The organism is Pseudomonas sp. JZ114 (assembly GCF_051027705.1).
GTDB classification, from domain to species: Bacteria; Pseudomonadota; Gammaproteobacteria; order Pseudomonadales; family Pseudomonadaceae; genus Chryseomonas; species Chryseomonas luteola.
Genome location: NZ_CP069256.1, coordinates 2,466,014 through 2,489,706, shown reverse-complemented (window position 1 = coordinate 2,489,706; position 23,693 = coordinate 2,466,014). Strand labels below are relative to the sequence as shown.

The window sequence follows — 23,693 nt, the reverse complement described above, 5'->3', positions numbered from 1 at the left end:
TAGCCGGGGCGCTTTTTATCTACCAATCAGATCAAGCGATCTCAACCGCATCGATCTTAGCCTTGGCTGCGCTTTCGCGGAACTCGGCAATCTGATCGAAGCTCAGGTAGCGGTAGACATCCGACGCCATGCTGTCGATGTCCTTGGCGTACTGCATGTACTCTTCTGTCGACGGGAGCTTGCCCAGGATGGAGGCAACGGCCGCCAGCTCCGCAGAGGCCAGGTACACATTGGCACCATCGCCCAGACGGTTCGGGAAGTTACGAGTCGACGTCGAGACTACAGTCGAGTTGGAGGCCACACGTGCCTGGTTACCCATGCACAGTGAGCAGCCTGGCATCTCCATGCGAGCGCCAGCCTTGCCATAGATGCCGTAATAGCCTTCCTCGGTCAGCTGATGCTGGTCCATCTTGGTTGGCGGGGACAGCCACAGGCGGGTCGGAATGGCGCCCTTGACCTTGTCGAGCAGCTTGCCAGCCGCGCGGAAGTGGCCGATGTTGGTCATGCAGGAGCCGATGAAGACTTCATCGATCTTGTCGCCAGCCACTTGAGACAACAGGCGAGCATCGTCCGGGTCGTTTGGCGCGCACAGGATCGGCTCGGTCACTTCAGCCAGATCGATTTCGATGACTTCGGTGTACTCGGCATCGGCATCAGCTTCCATCAGCTCTGGATTGGCCAGCCAGGCTTCCATCGCCTGAGCACGGCGCTCCAGCGTACGGGCATCACCGTAGCCTTCGCTGATCATCCAGCGCAGCAGCGTGATGTTGGACTGCAGATACTCAGCAATGGATTCCTTCGACAGCTTGATGGTGCAGCCAGCAGCGGAACGCTCGGCCGAGGCATCGGACAGCTCGAAGGCTTGCTCGACGGTCAGATCCGGCAGGCCTTCGATCTCGAGGATGCGGCCAGAGAAGATGTTCTTCTTGCCTTTCTTCTCGACGGTCAGCAGACCTTTCTGGATCGCATAGTAGGGGATGGCATGCACGAGATCACGTAGCGTGATTCCCGGCTGCATCTTGCCTTTGAAGCGAACCAGTACCGACTCGGGCATATCCAGCGGCATAACGCCTGTTGCAGCGGCGAACGCTACCAGGCCGGAACCTGCTGGGAAGGAGATGCCAATCGGGAAGCGGGTGTGGGAGTCGCCGCCAGTGCCAACGGTATCCGGCAGCAGCATGCGGTTCAGCCAGCTGTGGATGATGCCATCGCCCGGACGTAGAGAAACACCGCCACGGGTACGGATGAAATCCGGCAGGGTGTGGTGAGTCTTGACATCGATTGGCTTGGGATAGGCGGCTGTGTGGCAGAAGGACTGCATCACGAGGTCAGCGGAAAAGCCCAGGCATGCCAAGTCTTTCAGCTCGTCGCGAGTCATCGGGCCGGTCGTGTCCTGGGAGCCGACAGTAGTCATCTTCGGCTCGCAGTAGGTGCCCGGACGAACGCCGGCCACGCCACAGGCCTTGCCAACCATCTTCTGAGCCAGGGTATAACCCTTGCCGGTATCAACAGGCTGCTCGGGCTTCTTGAACAGGTCGGAGTGTTCCAGGCCGAGTTCGGCGCGAGCTTTTTCAGTCAAGCCACGGCCCACGATCAGCGGAATACGGCCACCCGCACGAACTTCGTCCAGCAGAACCGGGGTTTTCAGCTCAAATGTCGCAACCACATCGTCGCTACCGTGACGGGTCACTTTGCCTGCATAGGGATAGACGTCGATCACGTCGCCCATTTCCAGCGCGGAAACGTCGAACTCGATTGGCAGAGCGCCTGCATCTTCCATGGTGTTATAGAAGATCGGAGCAATCTTGCTACCAAAGCAGAAGCCGCCAGCGCGCTTGTTTGGAACGTAGGGGATGTCGTCACCGAAGAACCACAGTACCGAGTTGGTAGCAGATTTGCGGGAAGAACCCGTACCTACCACGTCACCCACATAGGCAACCGGAAAGCCTTTGGCGCGAACTTCTTCGATCTGCTTCAGCGGGCCGATGCTGCCTTGCTGCTCCGGTACGATACCGTCACGGGCCATCTTCAGCATGGCCAGGGCGTGCAGCGGGATGTCAGGACGCGACCAGGCGTCAGGCGCAGGGGAGAGATCATCGGTGTTGGTTTCACCGGGTACCTTGAAAACGGTCAGGGTGACCTTTTCCGGAACAGCCGGGCGAGCCTTGAACCATTCACCGTCTGCCCAGGATTGCAGAACGGACTGAGCGTTGGCATTGCCTGCCTTGGCTTTTTCGGCGACATCATGGAAGGCATCGAACATCAGAAGCGTATGCTTGAGTTGTCCGGCGGCTATGGTGCCAAGCTCGGCGTCATCCAGCAGTTCGACCAGCGTGGCGATGTTATAGCCACCCTGCATGGTTCCCAGAAGCTCGACCGCGCGCTGCTTGGAGATCAGCGGGGAGCTGGTTTCGCCTTTGGCGACAGCAGAAAGGAAGCCAGCCTTGACATAGGCGGCTTCGTCAACGCCCGGCGGTACACGATTGGTGATCAGGTCAACGAGAAATTCTTCTTCGCCGGCCGGCGGGTTTTTCAGAAGTTCGACCAAACCTGCAGTCTGTTCGGCGTTAAGCGGCTGGGCAACGATACCCTGCGCGGCACGCTCTTCTACGTGTTTACGATAGGCTTCAAGCACAATATGACCCTCATCAGTGGTCCAGTAATGACGTCCGGGATCTGGCGACCCCATGAGCCCGAATAACGAAATAGCAATCGCTAGCAAGAGGCAGGAGCCAATGCGACGTCATTCAGGCTCCGGTGCGAAGCTGTTTTCAAAGTTTTACGCCAGCGGTATTACACGTGGGCCAGAATGCAGACGTGTGATGAGTACGCTGCACCCTGACCGGGAACCTGCCGGATAATTGTGTTCGTGACGCTTTGAAAACAGCTTCGTATCGGACATGGCGCCCCTTAGGGCGTACGGATTCTACTCCAAGGTTTCGCTAAAGTTAAGCTGAACATGCGACTAAACGACGCTGACCTTGGTTAGACGAAAGGCTAAAATAGGCTTTTGCTTGATCGGAACGACTATGTCCAACCAGCGCATAAAGACGCCCTGCGTCGGACTTTGCTCAACGGTATTCGGTGACCAGGTTTGCCGGGGCTGCAAGCGATTTCATCACGAGATCGTGAACTGGAATGCGTATAACGATGAGGAAAAGCGAGCTGTCTGGGCCCGTCTCGAAGTGCTTCTGACCCAGGTGGTTTCTGCAAAGCTCGAAGTGTTTGATCCGCTACGCCTGAAGGAACAGCTACAGCAACGGAAGATTCGCTTCATTCCTGAGCAGTCCGAATATTGCTGGGCCTATCAGCTGATTTCACGCGGCGCGCGCCATATTCAACAGGTCGATGCTTATGGCATACATGTTTTTCCTGAATTCAGGGAGCGCCCGCTGATGGAACTGCGTGATGCCATCGACCAGGAGTTTTTCATCCTCTCCGAAGCTCACTATGAACGTTACATTGCGCCACGTTTCCTGCTTGAAGGAATGGACGTTCGAGTCTGACACCGCGCACCGTATAATCACCTCATATTCCAGTGCAATCGCTTCAGGCGGATGTGCTTCCCTTGATTCTGGAACAGATGGTTAGCCGCCTGTTGATTAAAGGATTTGCGTTATGTTGTTGCCCGAAATGGACGAATTCCTGGCCTGTAAAACGCCGGAAGCTTGGGTGGAAGCTGCTTTGCAGGATCTTCCTACCCTTTTAATCGATCATGCCAATAATGAAAAGAAAGCAGCGGGCGCTGCGTTTCATTACCTGTTTACTTACAGCAATAAGCTGGATCTGGTAAACAAGATGTCACGGATCGCTCGTGAGGAGCTACGGCACTTCGAGCAGGTGCTCCAAATCATGAAGAAGCGTGGCATTGCGCATGAAAACGTAACGTCGGCCCGCTATGCCGGTGCCATGCGTAAGCTGTGCCGTAATCATGAGCCGTACCGACTAACGGACTCGCTTGTCGTAGGAGCCTTTATCGAGTGCCGTTCATGCGAGCGCTTCTCTGCAATTGCTCCGCATCTGGATGAAGAATTAAGCAAGTTTTACAGCGGTTTGCTCAAGTCGGAAGCGCGTCATTATCAGGATTACCTGAAGCTGGCCTATCTATATGGTGACGAGCAGGATGTGACCGCCAAGATTCAGGAGATCAGAGCGCTAGAAGCCGAGCTTATTGCCTCAGCGGATACGGAGATGCGCTTTCATAGCGGTGTGCCGCGCGCAGCGTAATAGCCATTACGCTTCGAGCCGTATCACGCCAGCTCGAAGCGTTCCTGCTCCAGTCGGTCACGGGAAATCTTCAGGACCCAGCCGTAACGGTCCCAGTCACCCAACACAATTCGCGTTGCAGCGCTGTCATCAAGCATGAATTCATGTGTGGCAGGACGATGTGTGTGCCCGTGAATCAGGGTCTGAGTGCGGGTGCGCCGCATGATGCCCTCAACCTCTTCAGGTGTGACGTCTACAATATCCATGGCTTTTTGCCGGGTCTGCACCTTGCTCTCGTTGCGTAATTTCCTGGCCAGCTCGCGACGCTTCTTTAGAGGAAGATGGCGCAGGATCCACAATGAAACCGGATTGCGAAGCCAGCGGCGTAATCGCATGTAGGCTTCGTCCCGTGTGCACAGACTGTCGCCATGCATCAGCAGAAGGCGCTTGCCTTCGGCTTCGATAACGGTCGGGTCGGCCAGTAGGGTACATCCTGCCAGTCGGCAAAACTCCTTTCCGATCAAGAAATCGCGATTGCCATGCATCAGAAAAATACGTGTGCCGCCTTGAGATAAGGTCTTTAGGGCTCGTGCGATGCCTTTTTGAAACTCATCCATGGCGTCATCGCCGATCCATACCTCAAAAAAGTCGCCTAGAATATACAAGGCATCGGCGTGAACAGCTTCTGTCTCAAGAAAACGCAAAAACGCCCGGGAAATATCCGGGCGTTCAGGTTCGAGATGCAGATCAGAGATCAGCAGTATCACTCAACGATCTCGGCACGCTCGATAATGACATCCTCAGCCGGTACATCCTGATGGCCGGCGCGAGATGTAGTAGCAACACCCTTGATGGCATTGACGACATCCATGCCTTCAACAACCTGGCCGAATACAGCATAACCCCAGCCTTGTGTAGTCGGGGCGGTGTGGTCCAGGAAGGTATTATCCGACACGTTGATGAAGAACTGTGCGGACGCTGAGTGCGGGTCCATGGTACGTGCCATGGCGACCGTGCCATTGCGGTTGGAGACACCGTTGTTCGCTTCGTTCTTGATCGGTGCACGGGTGGACTTTTGCTTCATGCCAGGCTCAAAACCGCCGCCTTGGACCATGAAGCCATTGATCACGCGATGAAAGATAGTGCCGTCATAGTGACCGCTCTTTACATACTCTTTGAAGTTGGCTGCTGTTTCAGGAGCCTTATCTTCAAACAGTTCAAGAGTGATGACGCCGTGGTTTGTATGCAATTTGATCATGGAATTTATGTCCGTGGTCAGATAGGAAGTTTGTCAGGGTCTTGACGGGTTCGGCTATGATACGGACTTTGATTTAGTCGGCCTACCCTTAAGCCGAACAACACAGTATTAAGGACCCCATGAGCAAGCCAGAAACTCCCGCTACTCCAGCGAATTTTCTTCGTCAGATCGTCCAGGCTGATCTGGATGCCGGCAAGCACACAAAGATTGTGACACGCTTTCCGCCAGAGCCTAACGGTTATCTCCACATTGGCCACGCCAAGTCGATTTGCCTGAACTTCGGGCTGGCTCAAGAGTTTGGCGGCGAGTGCAATCTGCGCTTTGACGATACGAACCCAGCCAAGGAAGATCAGGAGTACATCGATGCCATCAAAAGTGATGTCGAGTGGCTGGGCTTCAAGTGGGCAGGTGAGGAGCGCTATGCCTCCAATTATTTCGATCAGCTCTATGACTGGGCGATACACCTGATCAAGACGGGTAAAGCCTATGTTGATGATCTCACGCCCGAGCAGGCGCGTGAGTATCGTGGCACATTGACCGAGCCGGGCAAGAACAGTCCTTTCCGTGACCGCTCCGTTGAAGAAAACCTGGATCTCTTTGCACGCATGAAGGCGGGCGAGTTCAAGGATGGTGAAAAGGCGCTACGTGCCAAAATCGACATGGCCTCGCCAAACATGAATTTGCGCGATCCGATTTTGTATCGTATCCGCCACGCCCATCATCACCAGACGGGTGACAAGTGGTGCATCTACCCGAGCTATGACTTCACACATGGCCAGTCGGATGCAATCGAGGGAATCACTCACTCTATTTGCACACTCGAATTCGAGGATCATCGTCCGCTGTACGAGTGGTTCCTGGCAAATCTGCCTGTGCCGGCGCAACCGCGTCAGTACGAGTTCGCCCGCCTGAACTTGAACTACACCGTAACCAGTAAGCGTAAGCTGAAGCAGCTGGTTGATGAGCGGCATGTAAACGGCTGGGATGATCCGCGCATGTCTACGCTGTCTGGTTATCGCCGTCGCGGTTATACACCGGCCTCCATTCGTAATTTCTGCGAAATGGTAGGCGTTGCTCGCTCCAATGGTGTAGTCGATATCGCCATGCTTGAGTTCAGCATCCGGGAAGATCTGGACCGAAATGCGCCTCGGGCCATGTGCGTACTGCGGCCGCTCAAGGTTGTCATCACCAACTATCCTGAGGGCAAAGTGGAGCAGTTGGAGCTGCCACGTCACCCGAAGGAAGACATGGGGATGCGTACGCTACCGTTTACACGTGAGCTCTACATCGACCGCGATGACTTCATGATCGATCCGCCCAAGGGATACAAGCGCCTTGAGCCAAATGGCGAAGTTCGTCTACGGGGAAGTTATGTTGTTCGCGCCGATGAGGTTATCAAGGATGAGGCGGGCAATATCGTCGAACTGCGTTGCTCGTATGATCCTGAAACCCTCGGGAAGAACCCTGAAGGCCGCAAGGTAAAGGGTGTCATTCACTGGGTACCTGCCGAAGGCAGTGTTGAGTGTGAGGTTCGCCTGTACGATCGTCTGTTCCGTTCGCCGCAGCCTGAGAAAGCGGAAGAGGGGCAGACCTTCCTGGATAATATCAATCCGGAATCGCTGCAGGTGCTGACTGGGTGCCGTGCTGAGCCATCGCTTGCGCAGGCCCAGCCAGAGGACCGTTTTCAGTTCGAGCGTGAAGGCTACTTCTGTGTCGATCTGAAAGACTCAAAGCCGGGTGCTCCGGTCTTCAATCGTACCGTCACCTTACGCGACTCCTGGGGGCAATAATGCCACTTGCGATCTACAACACGCTCACCAAGACCAAGGAAACGTTCAAGCCGCTCGAGGGCAATAATGTCCGTATGTACGTGTGCGGTATGACAGTCTATGACTTCTGTCATATTGGTCATGCACGTGTGATGGTGGCATTTGACGTCGTGGCTCGATGGCTGCGCAAGTCAGGTTACAAACTGACCTACGTACGCAACATTACAGACATTGACGACAAGATCATTCGCCGTGCGCAGGAAAATGGCGAAACGTTCAAAGACCTGACTGGACGTATGATCGAAGCGATGCATCAGGATGAAACCCGGCTGGGTGTTCAGCGTCCAGACGTTGAGCCCTGTGCGACTGATCATATTCCTGGCATGTTCACTATGATCCAGACCTTGATAGACAAAGGTTATGCCTATGCGCCTGGAAACGGAGATGTGTATTACCGTGTAGGACGTTTTGCGGGATACGGCAAACTGTCACGCAAAAAGATTGAAGATCTCCGGATTGGGGCCCGTATTGAGGTAGATGAGTCCAAGGAAGATCCTCTGGACTTTGTCTTGTGGAAGGCTGCCAAGCCGGGTGAGCCCAGCTGGGAGTCACCATGGGGGGCGGGTCGTCCCGGTTGGCATATTGAATGCTCGGTCATGTCTACGTGCTGCCTGGGTGATACGTTTGATATTCACGGTGGTGGCCCTGACCTGGTTTTCCCCCACCACGAGAACGAAATTGCTCAGAGTGAGGCTGCTACGGGAAAAACATATGCGGCATCCTGGATGCATGCTGGGGCTGTGCGGGTAGATGGCGAAAAGATGTCCAAATCCCTGGGCAACTTCTTCACTATTCGCGAAGTGCTGGAGAAATACCACCCGGAAGTCGTTCGTTATCTGCTGGTTTCCAGTCATTACCGCAGCCCGATCAATTATTCTGAAGAGAGCCTCCGTGAAGCACGCGGCGCGTTGGATCGCTTCTATCATGCCTTGAAAGGTCTACCGCAGGCATCGCCTGCTGGCGGTGAGCCCTATGTGGAGCGTTTCGCGGCCGCAATGGATGACGACTTCAACACGCCAGAGGCCTGCGCGGTCCTGTTTGAAATGGTCCGTGAGGTCAATCGTCTGCGAGACCAGGATATTCAAGCTGCCGCTGGCCTTGCCTCTCGACTCAAGCAGATGGCTGAAGTGCTGGGTGTTCTACAGCTGGAGCCGGATGAGTATCTACGCGCAGGTGCGGAGGGCAAGGTTGACGAAGCGGCCGTAGATCGCCTGATTCAGGCGCGTCTGGATGCGCGAGCAGCAAAGAACTGGGCGGAGTCGGATCGTATTCGCGATGAGCTGACAGCCATGGGTGTCGTGCTTGAGGATGGTAAAGGTGGAACGACGTGGCGTTTGGCCAACTGAGTTCACCTGATATAAAAAAGGCCGCATTAGCGGCCTTTTTTATGGGGAGATATTTTTATTCGGCATGCAGCTGTTCAGCTGCATAGAGCGTGTTCTCCAGCAGGCAGGCACGCGTCATGGGGCCAACACCGCCAGGAACAGGCGTGATCCAGCTGGCGCGTTCCAAAGCTGTTTCATATTCGACATCGCCAACCAGTTTTCCATCTGCCTGGCGGTTGATGCCTACGTCAATGACGATAGCGCCTTTCTTGATCCACTCGCCCTTCACCAGGCCTGGTTTGCCTGCCGCCACCACCACCAGGTCGGCCTGGCTGACATGGGCGGCCAGATCACGGGTGAAACGATGAGTAACTGTTACTGTACAGCCGCCCAAGAGTAGCTCCAGCGCCATGGGGCGACCGACAATGTTGGAGGCGCCTACCACCACTGCATTCATGCCGTACAGGTTTGCCCCTGTACTTTCCAGCAGACGCATGATGCCCTTGGGCGTACAGGGGCGGAGCAGGGGGATGCGTTGAGCGAGTCGACCTATATTGAACGGATGGAAACCATCAACATCCTTGTCGGGACTGATGCGCTCAAGCAGATTGGAAGCATCAAGGTGAGCGGGTAGGGGAAGCTGAAGCAGGATGCCGTCAACTGCAGCATCTGCGTTCAGTGAGTCAATCAGCGCTTCCAACTCCTGCTGTGTGGTGGTGCTGGGAAGGTCGTACGCCCTGGATACAAAGCCTACTTCCTCGCAGTCCTTTCTTTTGTGAGTAACGTATACCGTGGAAGCTGGGTCGTCACCTACCAGAATGACTGCCAGGCCAGGGGCGCGTAACCCGTGTTGACGCCGCTGGGCAACGCGTTGGGCAATTTCTTGGCGGAGAGAAGCGGCGATCGCTTTACCGTCGATCAGTTGAGCAGTCATATGCAGATAGGTCTTGCTAATGGAAGAAGGATGCTTATTTTCGCATGTACGCACTAAAGGAAGAAGCCTTGGTGAAAGGGTAGTTAACCTATCTTCTTAATTTTTTTAAAAAAATTGTTGACGAGTGGTCGAGTCATTCGTAATATACGCCCCGCTTGCCGAGCACAGCCTGAGACGAAATGAGAAGGCGATGCGAACCGGCTCAGTTTCTTATGAGGCTGTTTCGTAAGCAACGGTTGCTGCGCAATAAAGCGCCCGTAGCTCAGCTGGATAGAGCATCCGCCTTCTAAGCGGATGGTCGCAGGTTCGAGTCCTGCCGGGCGCGCCATTGGCGGTTCGGCGCAAGCAATGCAATATGGTGGGCGTAGCTCAGTTGGTAGAGCACAGGATTGTGGCTCCTGGTGTCGTGGGTTCGATTCCCATCGTCCACCCCATATTGAGAACATCAGGCATTATTAATGCCTGATGTTCGTTTTAAGTGTTACGCGGATGTGGTGGAATTGGTAGACACACTGGATTTAGGTTCCAGCGCCGCAAGGTGTGAGAGTTCGAGTCTCTCCGTCCGCACCATAGTGAAAAAGCCGACAGCGATGTCGGTTTTTTTTTGCCTTGAAAATGGCTGGCATGTTTCGGGTATGAGCGAGAGGGGTTGCAGGCTTTTTTCATGCTTGGTGACCAATACCTGCTTTATGCAGGATGACTTCCGTATCCTCTACCTCTAGAATGCTTGCCCTGTTTCTGGGGGCCGGAACGGCCGGCCTATGTCTGTGCCATGAGGATTATCCATGCAAGTTTCTGTTGAAAGCACCTCCGCTCTTGAGCGCCGAATGACCGTAGGCGTGCCGGCCGAGCGTATCGAGACCGAAGTCGCCAAGCGTCTGCAGCAAACTGCTCGCCGCGTTAAAGTGCCTGGTTTCCGTCCTGGTAAGGTGCCGATGAGTGTCATTCGTCAGCGCTACGAAGCCAGCGCTCGTCAGGAAGCCTTTGGTGATCTGATTCAAGAAACATTCTACGAAGCCATCGTTCAGGAAAAACTGAACCCGGCAGGTGCGCCTTCTGTTGAGCCCAAGGCTTACGAAAAAGGCAAAGACCTTGAATACGTCGCTACATTCGAAGTATTCCCTGAGTTTGAAGTGAAAGGCCTGGAAGACATTCAGGTTGAGCGTCTGCAGTCCGAAGTCGCTGATAGCGATCTGGATAACATGCTTGAGATTTTGCGTAAGCAGAACACTCGTTATGAGGAAGTCGACCGCGAAGCGGCCAACGATGATCAGGTCACTATCGATTTCGTAGGCAAGATCGACGGTGAAGCCTTCCAGGGCGGCTCTGCAAACGGTACTCAGCTGGTGCTGGGCTCCGGCCGCATGATTCCGGGCTTCGAGGAAGGCCTGGTGGGTGCAAAGGCGGGCGAAGAGCGTGTGCTTAATCTGACCTTCCCGGAGGATTATCAGAACCTGGATCTGGCTGGCAAGACTGCCGAGTTCACTGTGAAGGTAACCAAGGTTTCTGCCCCGCAGCTACCTGAAATGAACGAGGAGTTCTTTGCTCAGTTCGGCGTTCAGGAGTCTACTCTGGAAGGCTTCCGTGCTGAAGTTCGCAAGAACATGGACCGTGAGCTGCGTCAGGCGATCAAGAACAAGGTCAAGAACCAAGTTATGGATGGCCTTATTGCTGCTAACCCGATCGAAGTTCCAGCCGCTCTGATCAACAGCGAAGTTGATCGTCTGCGTGTTCAGGCTGTTCAGCAGTTCGGTGGCAACATCAAGCCCGATCAACTGCCGGCTGAGCTGTTTACCGAGCAGGCTAAGCGCCGTGTTGTTCTGGGTCTGATCATTGCGGAAATGGTCAAGCAGTTCGAGCTCAAGCCTGACGACGAGCGTGTACGTGCACTGATCGAGGAAATGGCCTCTGCCTACCAGGAGCCTGAGCAGGTCGTTGCCTGGTACTACCAGAACGAGCAGCAATTGAACGAAGTGCGTTCGGTTGTACTCGAAGAACAAGTCGTAGATACTGTTCTTGAAAAGGCTAAAGTGACCGATAAGCAGGTTTCCTACGAGGACGCGGTCAAACCGGCCGAGGCCCCGCAAGCAGCCTGATCTTTACCCGCCTCGAATCACATAAGCCAGCCTCGTGCTGGCTTATGCGTCTTAAGGCAAGACCATCCTGATAGGGAGTGATCGCAGGACATGTCCCGCAATTCGTTCATGCAAACAATGCCCGAAGTTCAAGCCGCTGGCGGCCTGGTGCCCATGGTGGTCGAACAATCTGCTCGTGGCGAGCGCGCGTATGATATCTACTCGCGTCTGCTCAAGGAGCGGGTGATTTTCCTGGTAGGCCAGGTCGAAGACTATATGGCCAACCTGGTGGTCGCTCAGCTTCTGTTTCTGGAAGCGGAGAACCCTGACAAGGATATTCACCTCTACATCAACTCACCTGGTGGTTCGGTGACAGCTGGTATGTCTATCTATGACACCATGCAGTTCATTAAGCCCGATGTCTCGACAATCTGCGTAGGCCAGGCGTGCAGTATGGGTGCCTTGCTACTGGCAGGTGGTACTGCCGGCAAACGCTACTGTCTGCCTCACTCTCGTATGATGATCCACCAGCCCTTGGGTGGCTTCCAGGGTCAGGCATCGGACATCGAAATTCACGCGCGTGAAATTTTGACGATCCGTGAGCGTCTAAACAAAGTGTTGGCCCATCATACGGGTCAACCCATGGATGTTATCGCCCGTGATACCGATCGCGATAACTTCATGAGCGGTGATGAGGCTGTGAAATACGGCTTGATCGACAAGGTGTTGGAAAAGCGCAATATTCCCGCTTGAGCCGGCAAGCCTGCCACTAAGTCATGATTACTGAGTGGCAGGCTTGAAAATGCATAGATTTGCCTTCATCTTGTTCCTGTAAGTAACCCGATTGGATTGATCGAATGACAGATACTCGCAACGGTGACGACAACGGCAAGCTGTTGTATTGCTCTTTCTGCGGCAAGAGCCAGCATGAAGTGCGTAAGTTGATTGCCGGTCCCTCAGTCTTTATTTGCGATGAATGTGTCGACCTGTGCAATGACATCATCCGTGAGGAAGTACAGGAAGCCCAGGCCGAAAACAGTGCACATAAACTTCCAGCACCTAAAGAAATCAGTACGATTCTTGATCAGTACGTGATTGGTCAGGAACGTGCCAAGAAAGTATTGGCTGTAGCGGTATACAACCACTACAAGCGTCTCAACCAACGTGAGAAGAAAGATGACGTTGAGTTGGGCAAGAGTAATATTCTGCTTATTGGACCGACAGGTTCCGGTAAGACTTTGCTGGCTGAAACGCTGGCACGTCTGTTGAACGTACCGTTTACCATTGCGGACGCCACTACGTTAACCGAAGCAGGTTACGTGGGTGAGGACGTTGAAAATATTATTCAGAAGCTTTTGCAGAAGTGCGATTACGATGTTGAAAAAGCCCAGATGGGCATCGTCTATATCGATGAGATCGACAAGATTTCGCGCAAGTCTGATAACCCCTCTATTACTCGAGATGTATCGGGTGAGGGCGTGCAGCAGGCTCTGCTCAAGCTGATTGAAGGTACGGTAGCCTCAGTACCCCCGCAGGGCGGACGCAAGCATCCTCAGCAGGAGTTTCTGCAGGTGGATACGCGTAACATTCTGTTCATCTGTGGGGGTGCATTTGCCGGATTGGAAAAGGTCATCCAGAGCCGTTCTACCAAGGCGGGCGGAATTGGTTTCAATGCCGAAGTCCGTAGCCAGGAATTGGGCAAGAAAATCGGTGAGTCACTTCGTGATGCCGAGCCTGAAGATCTGGTCAAGTTTGGTCTTATCCCAGAGTTCGTTGGTCGTTTGCCTGTAATCGCAACGCTAGATGAACTTGACGAAGCGGCGCTCATGCAGATTCTGACCGAGCCCAAGAATGCACTGACCAAGCAGTATGGCAAACTCTTCGAAATGGAAGAGGTGGATCTCGAGTTCCGTCCAGACGCTTTGAAGGCAGTGGCCCGCAAGGCATTGGAACGTAAAACAGGCGCACGTGGTCTACGGTCCATACTCGAGGGCGTTCTGCTCGATACGATGTATGAGATTCCTTCTCAGAAGGAGGTCAGCAAAGTCGTCATCGATGAAAGCGTCATTGAGGGTACTTCCCAACCGTTGTTGATTTACGAAAACAACGACCCGGTCAAAGCGGCACCGGATGCATAAATAAAAAGGGGCCCTGCGGGGCCCTTCGCATTAGTTAGCCTTGTTTTCTGATCGATTAGGCCGCATGTTAGAAAAACATGCCATACGGTCGTTTCTATGCGGCCAGTCGAATGCCAAGAGCTGAAACCATGAATAAAACGATTGAATTGCCTCTTTTGCCACTGCGTGATGTAGTGGTGTATCCGCACATGGTAATTCCGCTCTTTGTTGGGCGTGAAAAATCTGTTGAGGCCCTGGAAGCTGCCATGGCCAGCGACAAGCAGATCCTACTGCTTGCGCAAAAGAATCCTACCGACGATGATCCAGACTCCGATGGCCTGTACCGCATGGGTACCGTCGCCACTGTCTTGCAACTGCTCAAACTTCCCGACGGCACTGTTAAAGTGCTGGTAGAGGGTGAGCAGCGTGGCAACATTGAGCGTTTTGTTGAGGCCAAGGGTTATTCTCGCGCTGAGGTTCAGCTGATCGAGGATACCGAAGCGGCAGATCGCGAGTCGGAAGTCTTTGTTCGTAGCCTGATGAGCCAGTTCGAGCAATATGTCCAGCTGGGCAAGAAAGTGCCAGCAGAGGTGCTGTCTTCACTTAATGGTATCGACGATCCAGGTCGCCTGGTCGATACGATGGCAGCCCATATGGCGCTTAAGCTTGGGCAGAAGCAGGAAATCCTTGAGATCGTAGATCTTGCTGAGCGAGTCGAGCACGTTCTGGCGTTGCTGGACGCAGAAATCGATCTGTTGCAGGTCGAGAAGCGGATCCGTGGTCGCGTCAAGAAGCAGATGGAGCGTAGCCAGCGCGAGTATTATCTGAATGAGCAGATGAAGGCCATTCAGAAAGAGCTGGGCGACATCGACGAAGGCCACAGTGAAATCGATGACCTGAAAAAGCGCATCGACAATGCCGGTCTGACCAAGGAAGCATTGGCCAAGGCCAATGCAGAGCTGAACAAGCTCAAGCAGATGTCTCCCATGTCTGCCGAGGCCACAGTAGTACGTTCCTACATTGACTGGCTTGTGAATGTCCCATGGAAGGCGGAAAGCAAGGTCCGTTTGGATCTGAGCAAGGCCGAGGACATTCTTGATGAAGATCACTACGGTCTTGAGGAAGTCAAAGATCGGATTCTGGAGTATCTCGCTGTCCAGAAACGAGTCAAGAAAGTACGTGGCCCGGTATTGTGCCTAGTTGGTCCGCCTGGGGTAGGTAAGACGTCTCTAGCTGAGTCCATCGCGCGCTCCACTGGCCGCAAGTTCGTTCGTATGGCCCTGGGTGGTGTGCGTGATGAGGCTGAGATTCGTGGCCATCGTCGTACGTATATCGGCTCCATGCCTGGTCGTTTGATTCAAAAGATGACCAAGGTTGGCGTGCGTAACCCATTGTTCCTGCTTGATGAAATCGACAAGATGGGTAACGACATGCGTGGTGATCCGGCCTCCGCTCTGCTCGAGGTGCTGGATCCAGAACAGAACCACAACTTCAATGATCACTATCTGGAAGTTGATTACGATCTGTCGGATGTTATGTTTCTTTGCACGGCCAACTCCATGAATATTCCGGCACCGTTGCTGGATCGTATGGAAGTGATTCGCCTGCCTGGCTATACGGAAGACGAAAAGGTCAATATCGCTACCAAGTACTTGATACCCAAGCAGGTCAAGGCAAACGGTTTGAAGAAGACCGAAGTGACCTTTGATGAGACTGCTCTAAGAGACATGGTGCGTTACTACACCCGCGAGGCGGGGGTACGTAGCCTTGAACGTCAGGTTGCCAAGGTTTGCCGCAAGATTGTCAAGGAGCACGCCAAGGAAAAAGCGGCTCAACAGGCTGCTGTCACCAGTGAAAGCCTCGAGCACTACCTGGGTGTACGTAAGTTCCGTTATGGTTTGGCTGAACAGCAGGACCAGATCGGACAAGTCACAGGACTAGCCTGGACGCAGGTTGGCGGCGAGCTTCTGACCATTGAAGCGGCTGTTGTGCCGGGGAAAGGGCAGTTGATCAAAACCGGTTCGCTGGGCGATGTAATGGCGGAATCCATTACTGCAGCACTGACGGTTGTGCGTAGCCGTGGCAAGAGCCTTGGTATTCCCAAGGACTTCCATGAGAAGCACGATATCCACATTCACGTACCAGAAGGCGCTACACCCAAAGATGGTCCAAGTGCTGGTATCGGTATGTGCACCGCGCTGGTGTCGGCTGCTACCCGGATCCCGGTGCGTGCTGATGTAGCCATGACAGGTGAGATTACGCTGCGTGGCCAGGTACTGGCCATTGGTGGTTTAAAGGAGAAATTACTGGCGGCACATCGCGGGGGAATCCGTACGGTGGTCATTCCGGAGGAGAATGTACGCGATCTGCGCGACATTCCGGACAATATTAAGGCCGATTTGGTGATTAAGCCTGTCAAATGGATTGACGAGGTCCTTCAGGTTGCGCTGCAATATGCGCCGGAGCCCTTGCCAGATGCGGCTCCTGAAATAGTCACGAATGAAGAAAAGCGCGAGCAGGATTCAAAAGATAGAATCAGCACGCACTAGCCAGAGCTTCCTTGACACTTTTTTTGAGCCCTTGATATAAAGCGGCTCTTCAAGTGTCAGGCATGCCTCACAGCATCCATTTTTGCCTACACACGTAATATATTCTTATCAGAAATGAACAAGGGGACTTAGAGTGAACAAGTCGGAACTGATCGATGCCGTTGCTGCATCTGCTGATATCCCGAAAGCTGTAGCTGGGCGCGCTTTGGACGCAGTGATCGAATCTATCACTGGTGCCCTGAAGAGCGGTGATCCGGTTGTGCTTGTCGGTTTCGGCACTTTCGCTGTCAAAGAGCGTGCAGCACGCACTGGCCGCAATCCGCAGACTGGCAAGCCGATCGAAATCGAAGCTGCCAAGATCCCTGGTTTCAAGCCCGGCAAAGCGCTCAAGGATGCTGTGAACTGAGTGCTTAAGGGTTTTGGTTTCAATAGACGTCTGTCTGTTGAGTTCTAGCACGTGATACCGTTTGGTTCATTCCGCACGAAGACTCGCCAAAGCCCCGTTTAACAGAAGGCGCATCCTCTGATGCGCCTTTTCTCTATTCGCAATTCACCCATGCTGCCTAGCCTTTGGCCAGATGCAGCCGTTTTGGGGGGCGCATGCTGCAGAACATCAGGGAACATTCACAAGGCTGGATAGCCAAGGTCATCATTGGCGTCATTATCTTGCTGATGGCATTGACCGGATTCGAGGCGATCATTCGCGCCGGTAGCCACCAAGGTGCCGTAGCACTGGTAAATGGTGAGGAAATACGCCAGACCGATCTCAATCAGGCTGTGGAGATGCAACGTCGCTCTCTGGCGCAGCGTCTGGGCCCTAATTTCGATCCTGCTCTTCTGGATGAAAAACGGTTACGCGACGCGGCTCTAAAGGCCCTGATCGAGCGCGAGCTATTGCTTCAGGATGCCAAGTCGAACAAGTTTGCTTTTTCTGAAGCGGCTTTGGACCAGCTCATACTTCAAACACCTGAGTTCCAGGTTGATGGGCAATTCAATGCCCAGCGTTTTGACCAGACCATTGCCCAGATGGGTTACTCACGTCTTCAGTTTCGCGAGATGCTGAAGCAGGAGATGCTCATGGGGCAACTCAGAGCGGGTATTGCAGGTACCGGTTTTGTAACCGATGCCGAATTGAATGCCTTCGCAGCTTTGGAACGGCAAACTCGAGACTTCGCAACCCATGTGGTTAAAGCGGATGCTTCGAAAGTTGCAGTCACCAATGATGAATTACAAGGCTACTATGACGATCATCGTAGCGAATTCATGACGCCTGATCAGGTGGTCATTGATTATATCGAGCTAAAGAAAAGCGCTTTTGCCGATAAGGCGCAGGTCAAGCAAGAAGACCTTCAGGCCCTTTATCAGTCGGAAACCGCTAACCTTTCCGAACAGCGTAACGCCGCTCATATCCTGATTGAAGTGAACGACAAGGTGAATGACGAGCAGGCCAAGGCCAAGATTGATGAAATCAAGGCTCGTCTGGACAAGGGCGAGGATTTTGCTGCGCTAGCCAAGAAGTTCTCTCAGGATCCTGGTTCGGCCAACAAGGGCGGTGAGCTCGGTTATGCTGGGCGAGGGGTGTATGACCCTGCCTTTGAAGAAGCCTTGTATGGTTTGAACAAGGGAGACGTTTCTGCTCCCGTACATTCGACATTTGGATGGCATCTGATCAAGCTGCTTGGCGTTCAGGAAGCCAAAGTACCTTCGTTGGAGAGCATGAAGCCGCGTCTTGAGGCTGAGCTCAAGGCTCGCGAGGCTGATCGCCTTTTTGTAGATGCTATCCGCAATCTTGAAAGCGCAGCGTTTGAAGCTTCAGATCTTAGTCAGCCTGCTCAAGAGCAAGGCTTGAAAGTGCAAACCAGCAAGCCATTCGGACGTGAGGGCGGCGAAGAAGGGGTTATTGCCAATCGTCAGGTTGTCCAGGCTGCTTTCAGTCCCGAAGTGCTGGAGGATGGTGCCAATAGCAATGCTATCCAGTTGGACGATGAAACGGCTGTCATCCTGCGCGTTAAGGAGCATCGCAAGCCTGCTCAGCAGAGCTTTGATGATGTCAAAGACAATATCCGCAGCACGCTGACCAAGCAGAAGATAGCTGAGACTGCTCGTCAGCAGGGCGAGACGTTGATTGCTGACCTGAAGGCAGGCAAGGCCAATTCGATCAAGGACTGGAAAGTCGTCGAGGCTGCTACACGTAATCAGGAGGGCGTTGACCCGGTAGTACTCCAACAGGTGTTCCGCATGAATAAGCCTGGAGACAATTCCAAGCCGACTTATGCAGGAGTCAATCTAGCTGATGGGACCTACATGGTTATTCGCTTGACGGGTGTCAGCGTTCCGCAGGGCACCTTTACTGACGAAGAAAAGGCTATGTATCGCCGTTTCCTCTCTTCACGCAGTGGCCAAGAGGACTTTGCGGCTTACCGCCGTGCATTGGAGTCCAAGGCAGAAATCAAGAATCTTTGATTTCTGACAGGTAAGTAAAAGAAACCCCGCTTCGGCGGGGTTTCTTGTTTAAACATTAAATTTGTCGCGAATATCGTAGTACCAGGCGCCCAGGGCGGTAAATGGAACGCGGAAAAGACGACCGCCAGGGAAGGGGTAGTGGGGTAGCCGGGCGAATGCATCAAAGCGCTCAGCGTGCCCTGCCAGTGCCTCACCAAGCACGGTACCGATCAGATGGGTAAACGTAACGCCATGTCCGCTGCAACCTTGCGAATAATAGATATTGTCGCCCAGGCGGCCTACTTGAGGGAGGCGGGACAGAGTCAATAGGAAATTACCGGTCCAGGCATAATCAATCCTGACGTTGGCCAGTTCTGGAAAGGTTTTTGCCATCTTAGGGCGTATGATTTTTTCCACATCGGCAGGATCACGTGCGCCGTATATAACGCCACCGCCATATATGAGTCGACGATCAGCCGAGAGGCGATAATAATCTAGAAGGTAGTTGCAATCCTCGACACAATAGTCTTGAGGAAGTAATCGTTTTGCCGTTTCCTCAGAGAGGGGTTCGGTTGCAATCACTTGCGTTCCACAAGGCATGGATTTGGCTGCCAGCTCTGGAATGAGATTACCCAGATAAGCATTACCGGCTACCACAACATACGTCGCTCTTACACAACCTTGTGGAGTATGTACAACAGGCTTAGGGCCACGCTCGATGCGTACGGCAGGTGTCTGTTCGTAAATAGTCCCGCCCAATGACTCGACGGCGTCTGTTTCTCCTAGAGCGAGATTAAGGGGGTGGATATGACCGCCGCTACGATCCAGCATACCCCCGGCATATCGATGGGTGCCTACGACTTGCTCAATGGCTCTTTTATCCAGCATTTCTAGTTCATGGTGCCCATGGCGAGCCCAAAGGGCTTGCTGAGCTTCCAGATGTTGCATCTGTCGGGCGTTGAAAGCCGCGAAAACGCCACCGTTCTTCAGGTCGCACTGAATACCATAACGGTTGACTCGCTCTCTGATGATACGTCCGCCTTCGAAGGCCATTTGACCGATCAGTTTCGCTTCACGGGCAGGCAAGGTTCGCTCGATAACATCAATATCCCGGCTGTAGCTGTTGACGATCTGGCCGCCGTTGCGGCCGGATGCACCAAAACCTACCCTGGCGGCCTCGAGAATTACAACGCTGTAGCCTCGCTCAAGCAGTGCAATGGCAGTGGAAAGACCGGTATAGCCAGCGCCGACAATACAAACGTCAGCAATGCGTTCACCTTCAAGCATGGGGCGCTTGGGAGCAGGATGAGCAGAGGCCGCATAGTAGGAGTTCGGATAGGATGTGTTCGGCATATTCATTCCCTGTGTGAAATTTTTTACGCTCTAACGCGATAGTAGCTCAGCTGCCAGTGCCGTTCTAGCAGCCGAAAGTAGGGCAGGGAGAAACGAAAAGGCCCGCCGGTGGCGGGCCGAATGAGGTTACTGGACGGTTTCCTGTTCGCTGAACAAGCCGTCAAACAGCATGGTAGACAGATAGCGTTCACCGGAGTCAGGTAGGATGACAACGATTGTCTTTCCCTGCATGGCGGGTTCACGGGCAAGGCGTACGGCCGCCGCCATGGCGGCTCCACACGAGATGCCACAGAGGATACCTTCCTCACGCATAAGCCGTTGGGCCATGGTCTTGGACTCATCGTCACTGACGCGTTCCACTCGATCCACCATGGAAAGATCCAGATTTTTCGGTACGAAGCCAGCGCCGATCCCCTGGATCTTGTGAGGGCTGGGTTTGACTTCCTGGCCGGCCATGGTCTGGGTGATAACAGGCGAACTCTCGGGCTCTACCGCTACTGACAGGATAGGCTTGCCCTTGGTGTTTTTAATAAAGCGGGAAATACCGGTCAGTGTGCCGCCGGTACCAACACCCGCCACCAGGACATCCACAGCGCCATCGGTATCGTTCCAGATTTCCGGGCCAGTGGTTTTTTCATGAATGGCCGGATTGGCCGGATTTTCGAATTGCTGGGGCATGAAGTAGCGAGAAGGATCGCTTTCCGCAATTTCTTTGGCTTTTTCAATCGCGCCCCTCATGCCTTTGGCGGGCTCTGTCAGTACCAGCTCGGCACCTAGTGCCTTGAGAACCTTGCGACGCTCCAGGCTCATCGATGCGGGCATGGTCAGGATGAGCTTGTATCCACGGGCTGCTGCAACATAAGCGAGACCAATGCCGGTATTACCGGACGTAGGTTCGATCAGGGTCATGCCGGGCTTGAGCTTGCCGTTGGCCTCCGCATCCCAGATAAGGTTGGCGCCGATTCGGCATTTCACTGAGTAGCCCGGGTTACGGCCTTCGATCTTGGCCAGAATGGTTACCCCTTTAGGCCCAAGGCGATTGATGTAAACCAGAGGTGTGTTGCCAATGGATTGTGCGTTATCAGCGAAAATTCGGCTCATCTAAAGATCCCTGCATGGGTCAACAAATATGAGTTCAGCCTAAGGCTATGGCGTCAAGGCGTCCAGTCCAAGGAAACTGACACTGGCATGGTCGGTCCATGAAAGACATGCCAGAGGGAACCGAGCCATGAAACTGCGCTATAGAACGCCTGCACTTGTCATCTTGAGCATAGTTGCCCTGTTGATTGTCGTGCAGCTCGCCATGCCTTATGTCATACGACATTACCTCAATACCAAGTTGGCGGACATGGGCGATTATCGGGGACATATTGCCGATGTCGATCTGGCGTGGTGGCGGGGCGCCTACCGTATCGATGGACTCAAGATCGAAAAGGTGACAGGCAAGGTGCCCGTACCGTTTCTGGACGCGCCCAGCATCGACATTGCCGTGAGCGGAAGAGCGTTATGGGAAGATCACGCCATTGTCGGGCGGATTATTTTCGAGCGCCCCGAACTTAATTTTGTCGACGGCGGCGATGATCCGCAGTCCTCCCAGACAGGTGAGGGTACGGACTGGCGTGCTCAGCTGGAGAAGATCATCTCGATCACCTTAAATGAGGTGCGTGTAGAGGATGGCAAGCTCAGTTTCCGTAATTTCAATTCGTCACCCCCCGTCAATCTGCAGGCGACCCAGGTAAACGCCAGCCTTTACAACCTGACCAATGCCGCCGATGCGCAAGGCAAGCGGGTGGCACGTTTCGAAGGCAAGGCCACTGTGCTGGATAATGCACCGCTGGAAACCTCGGCAGAATTCGACCCCTTCAGCGACTTTAGTGACTTCCTGTTTCGGCTGAGGGTAACGCAGGTAGACCTGCCCAAAATAAATGACTTTGCCAAGGCGTATGGCAAGTTTGACTTCAAGTCCGGTAGTGGTGATCTGGTCATTGATGCCAGGGCTGATAATGGACAGCTCAGCGGCTACATCAAACCCTTGTTCAAGAATGTCGACGTCTTCGATTGGCGTCAGGATGTAGAGAATAAAGACAAAGGATTTTTCCGCGGGCTGTGGGAAGCCGTGGTAGGAGGAAGTCAAACCCTTTTGAAAAATCAGCGCAAGGATCAGTTCGCGACTCGAGTTGAATTGCAGGGCAGCGTCAAGCAGCAGGATATCAGTCCTCTACAGGCGTTCTTTTCCATCCTGCGGAATGCTTTCATTCAGGCATTCAGCGCTCAGTATGAGGATCGGGGTTAGTGTATCGCCTGTGCTTTATGCCTATTATCACGTCCTGTTGATCAATCCCGAGGGTTGCCCATGAAATTTGAAGGTACGGCGGATTACGTAGCAACCGCTGATCTCCAATTGGCTGTAAACGCAGCCATCACCTTGCAGCGTCCGCTGCTGATAAAAGGGGAGCCTGGTACTGGCAAGACGCTGTTGGCTGAGCAGCTGGCGCAGGCTCTTGGTACACAATTGATCACCTGGCATATCAAGTCCACTACGAAAGCGCATCAAGGGCTGTACGAATATGATGCCGTCAGCCGGCTGCGCGATTCCCAGTTGGGTGTCGACAAGGTTCATGACGTTGCCAACTACATCAAGAAAGGCAAGCTTTGGGAGGCATTTGATGCGCAGGAGCGGGTCGTTCTGTTGATTGACGAGATCGACAAGGCGGACATTGAGTTTCCAAACGATCTGCTGCAAGAGCTGGATCGCATGGAGTTCTATGTATATGAAACAGGCGAAACGGTTCGTGCCCGGCATCGTCCCATCATTATCATTACGTCCAATAACGAGAAGGAGCTACCTGATGCCTTTCTGCGGCGCTGCTTCTTCCATTACATTGCGTTTCCTGACCGCGATACGTTAAAGCGTATTGTGGAGGTGCATTTTCCGAATATCAGCCAGACGCTGGTCAATGAGGCGCTGGAGGTGTTCTTTGATATCCGTCAGGTGCCTGGACTCAAGAAAAAGCCTTCCACGTCAGAGCTGGTCGATTGGTTGAAGCTGTTGATGGCCGATGATGTCGGTGAGTCGGTTCTGCGTGAACGAGACCCTCGCAAGGCTATTCCGCCGCTTGCCGGGGCCTTGGTCAAAAACGAGCAGGATGTTCAGCTGCTTGAGCGCCTGGCTTTCATGACGCGGCGAAACGGCTATCGATAATCAAGGAGGTCCTATGCTCAAGGGTAGCTGTCTATGCGGTGCGGTGACTTATGAGGTCGATACTTCGCTTGAAAAAGCCATCCACTGCCACTGCTCGATGTGCCGCAAGGCCCATGGTGCGGCCTTTGCTACGTATACGACTGTGTCTAAGAAAAGCTTTCGTTTTACGACCGGTGAAGCAGATGTTGCAGCCTACCGTTCGTCTCCAGAGGTGGTTCGTACGTTCTGCCGGCGGTGCGGGTCGAATCTACAGTTCTTGCGGGATGGCCGGGATACGCTGGGGTTGGCGCTAGGATCATTGGATTCCGCGCTTGGTGCCTTGCCTGTCGATGAGATTTTTACCGAGGCCCAGCCGTCGTGGTATCAAGCGCCGGTGCGTCATGGCTGATCGTTCTCCAGCCGG

Annotated in this window: 19 protein-coding genes and 3 tRNA genes; 16 read left to right on the top strand and 6 right to left on the bottom strand. The window is 53.7% G+C overall.

Features of this window, described 5'->3' with window-relative positions; genetic code table 11:
- Positions 1-31 precede the first annotated feature (31 nt).
- A complete protein-coding gene (gene acnB / locus JQR90_RS11575) occupies positions 32-2,635 on the bottom strand; it encodes a bifunctional aconitate hydratase 2/2-methylisocitrate dehydratase (RefSeq protein ID WP_010794784.1) in 2,604 nt (867 codons plus the stop codon).
- Positions 2,636-3,029: 394 nt separating this feature from the next.
- On the opposite strand from acnB, the gene JQR90_RS11570 reads away from it, so the two are divergent.
- A complete protein-coding gene (locus JQR90_RS11570; RefSeq protein ID WP_010794783.1) occupies positions 3,030-3,506 on the top strand; it encodes a DUF1289 domain-containing protein in 477 nt (158 codons plus the stop codon).
- Positions 3,507-3,618: 112 nt separating this feature from the next.
- Positions 3,619-4,227, top strand: a complete 609-nt coding sequence (locus tag JQR90_RS11565) for a tRNA-(ms[2]io[6]A)-hydroxylase (protein ID WP_010794782.1) — start codon at positions 3,619-3,621, stop codon at positions 4,225-4,227.
- Between the two features lie 23 nt (positions 4,228-4,250).
- Here the strand turns inward: JQR90_RS11565 and JQR90_RS11560 are convergent, their stop codons facing one another.
- Entirely contained in the window at positions 4,251-4,973 is a 723-nt protein-coding gene (locus JQR90_RS11560) for a UDP-2,3-diacylglucosamine diphosphatase (protein WP_010794781.1), read from the bottom strand.
- Positions 4,970-5,464: a peptidylprolyl isomerase gene (locus JQR90_RS11555; protein WP_010794780.1), complete on the bottom strand. Its 495-nt coding sequence runs from the start codon at positions 5,462-5,464 to the stop codon at positions 4,970-4,972. The genes JQR90_RS11560 and JQR90_RS11555 overlap by 4 nt, the downstream gene beginning before the upstream one ends.
- A gap of 119 nt (positions 5,465-5,583) precedes the next feature.
- Here JQR90_RS11555 and JQR90_RS11550 point away from each other — a divergent pair, with 119 nt between their 5' ends.
- Positions 5,584-7,254: a glutamine--tRNA ligase/YqeY domain fusion protein gene (locus tag JQR90_RS11550; protein ID WP_010794779.1), complete on the top strand. Its 1,671-nt coding sequence runs from the start codon at positions 5,584-5,586 to the stop codon at positions 7,252-7,254.
- Positions 7,254-8,639 carry a cysteine--tRNA ligase gene (gene cysS / locus JQR90_RS11545; RefSeq protein ID WP_010794778.1) on the top strand — a complete coding sequence of 462 codons (1,386 nt, stop codon included), beginning with the start codon at positions 7,254-7,256 and terminating at the stop codon, positions 8,637-8,639. The genes JQR90_RS11550 and cysS overlap by 1 nt, the downstream gene beginning before the upstream one ends.
- Positions 8,640-8,694: 55 nt before the next feature.
- Here cysS and folD read toward each other — a convergent pair whose 3' ends face one another.
- Complete coding sequence (gene folD, locus JQR90_RS11540) at positions 8,695-9,552, bottom strand: bifunctional methylenetetrahydrofolate dehydrogenase/methenyltetrahydrofolate cyclohydrolase FolD (RefSeq protein ID WP_037030348.1); 858 nt, start codon at positions 9,550-9,552, stop codon at positions 8,695-8,697.
- Positions 9,553-9,803: 251 nt separating this feature from the next.
- Here folD and JQR90_RS11535 point away from each other — a divergent pair.
- From JQR90_RS11535 to JQR90_RS11495, 9 genes are all read left to right on the top strand, one after another.
- Positions 9,804-9,880 (top strand) — tRNA-Arg (locus JQR90_RS11535).
- Between the two features lie 30 nt (positions 9,881-9,910).
- A tRNA-His gene (locus JQR90_RS11530) sits at positions 9,911-9,986 on the top strand.
- Positions 9,987-10,037: 51 nt separating this feature from the next.
- A tRNA-Leu gene (locus JQR90_RS11525) sits at positions 10,038-10,122 on the top strand.
- A gap of 215 nt (positions 10,123-10,337) precedes the next feature.
- Positions 10,338-11,648 (top strand): trigger factor, encoded by a 1,311-nt coding sequence (gene tig / locus JQR90_RS11520; protein WP_010794776.1) that lies wholly within the window; start codon positions 10,338-10,340, stop codon positions 11,646-11,648.
- Between the two features lie 90 nt (positions 11,649-11,738).
- Positions 11,739-12,380, top strand: a complete 642-nt coding sequence (gene clpP / locus JQR90_RS11515) for an ATP-dependent Clp endopeptidase proteolytic subunit ClpP (protein WP_010794775.1) — start codon at positions 11,739-11,741, stop codon at positions 12,378-12,380.
- A 104-nt stretch (positions 12,381-12,484) separates the two neighbouring features.
- Positions 12,485-13,765 carry an ATP-dependent Clp protease ATP-binding subunit ClpX gene (clpX, locus tag JQR90_RS11510; protein WP_010794774.1) on the top strand — a complete coding sequence of 427 codons (1,281 nt, stop codon included), beginning with the start codon at positions 12,485-12,487 and terminating at the stop codon, positions 13,763-13,765.
- 128 nt (positions 13,766-13,893) lie between these two features.
- Positions 13,894-16,293 carry an endopeptidase La gene (gene lon, locus JQR90_RS11505; RefSeq protein ID WP_010794773.1) on the top strand — a complete coding sequence of 800 codons (2,400 nt, stop codon included), beginning with the start codon at positions 13,894-13,896 and terminating at the stop codon, positions 16,291-16,293.
- Positions 16,294-16,426: 133 nt separating this feature from the next.
- On the top strand, positions 16,427-16,699 hold the full coding sequence (locus JQR90_RS11500; RefSeq protein ID WP_010794772.1) for an HU family DNA-binding protein: 273 nt from the start codon (positions 16,427-16,429) through the stop codon (positions 16,697-16,699).
- Between the two features lie 194 nt (positions 16,700-16,893).
- Positions 16,894-18,756 (top strand): SurA N-terminal domain-containing protein, encoded by a 1,863-nt coding sequence (locus tag JQR90_RS11495; RefSeq protein ID WP_010794771.1) that lies wholly within the window; start codon positions 16,894-16,896, stop codon positions 18,754-18,756.
- 48 nt (positions 18,757-18,804) lie between these two features.
- Here the strand turns inward: JQR90_RS11495 and JQR90_RS11490 are convergent, their stop codons facing one another.
- Positions 18,805-20,088 (bottom strand): NAD(P)/FAD-dependent oxidoreductase, encoded by a 1,284-nt coding sequence (locus JQR90_RS11490; RefSeq protein WP_434140019.1) that lies wholly within the window; start codon positions 20,086-20,088, stop codon positions 18,805-18,807.
- A gap of 126 nt (positions 20,089-20,214) precedes the next feature.
- Complete coding sequence (cysK, locus tag JQR90_RS11485) at positions 20,215-21,189, bottom strand: cysteine synthase A (RefSeq protein WP_010794769.1); 975 nt, start codon at positions 21,187-21,189, stop codon at positions 20,215-20,217.
- Between the two features lie 127 nt (positions 21,190-21,316).
- Here cysK and JQR90_RS11480 point away from each other — a divergent pair, with 127 nt between their 5' ends.
- From JQR90_RS11480 to JQR90_RS11470, 3 genes are read left to right on the top strand one after another with little or no spacing between them, the layout of a single operon-like run.
- Positions 21,317-22,381 (top strand): DUF748 domain-containing protein, encoded by a 1,065-nt coding sequence (locus tag JQR90_RS11480; protein ID WP_010794768.1) that lies wholly within the window; start codon positions 21,317-21,319, stop codon positions 22,379-22,381.
- A gap of 60 nt (positions 22,382-22,441) precedes the next feature.
- A complete protein-coding gene (locus JQR90_RS11475; protein WP_010794767.1) occupies positions 22,442-23,290 on the top strand; it encodes an AAA family ATPase in 849 nt (282 codons plus the stop codon).
- 13 nt (positions 23,291-23,303) lie between these two features.
- Positions 23,304-23,678: a GFA family protein gene (locus JQR90_RS11470; protein ID WP_010794766.1), complete on the top strand. Its 375-nt coding sequence runs from the start codon at positions 23,304-23,306 to the stop codon at positions 23,676-23,678.
- The last annotated feature ends 15 nt before the right edge of the window (positions 23,679-23,693 follow it).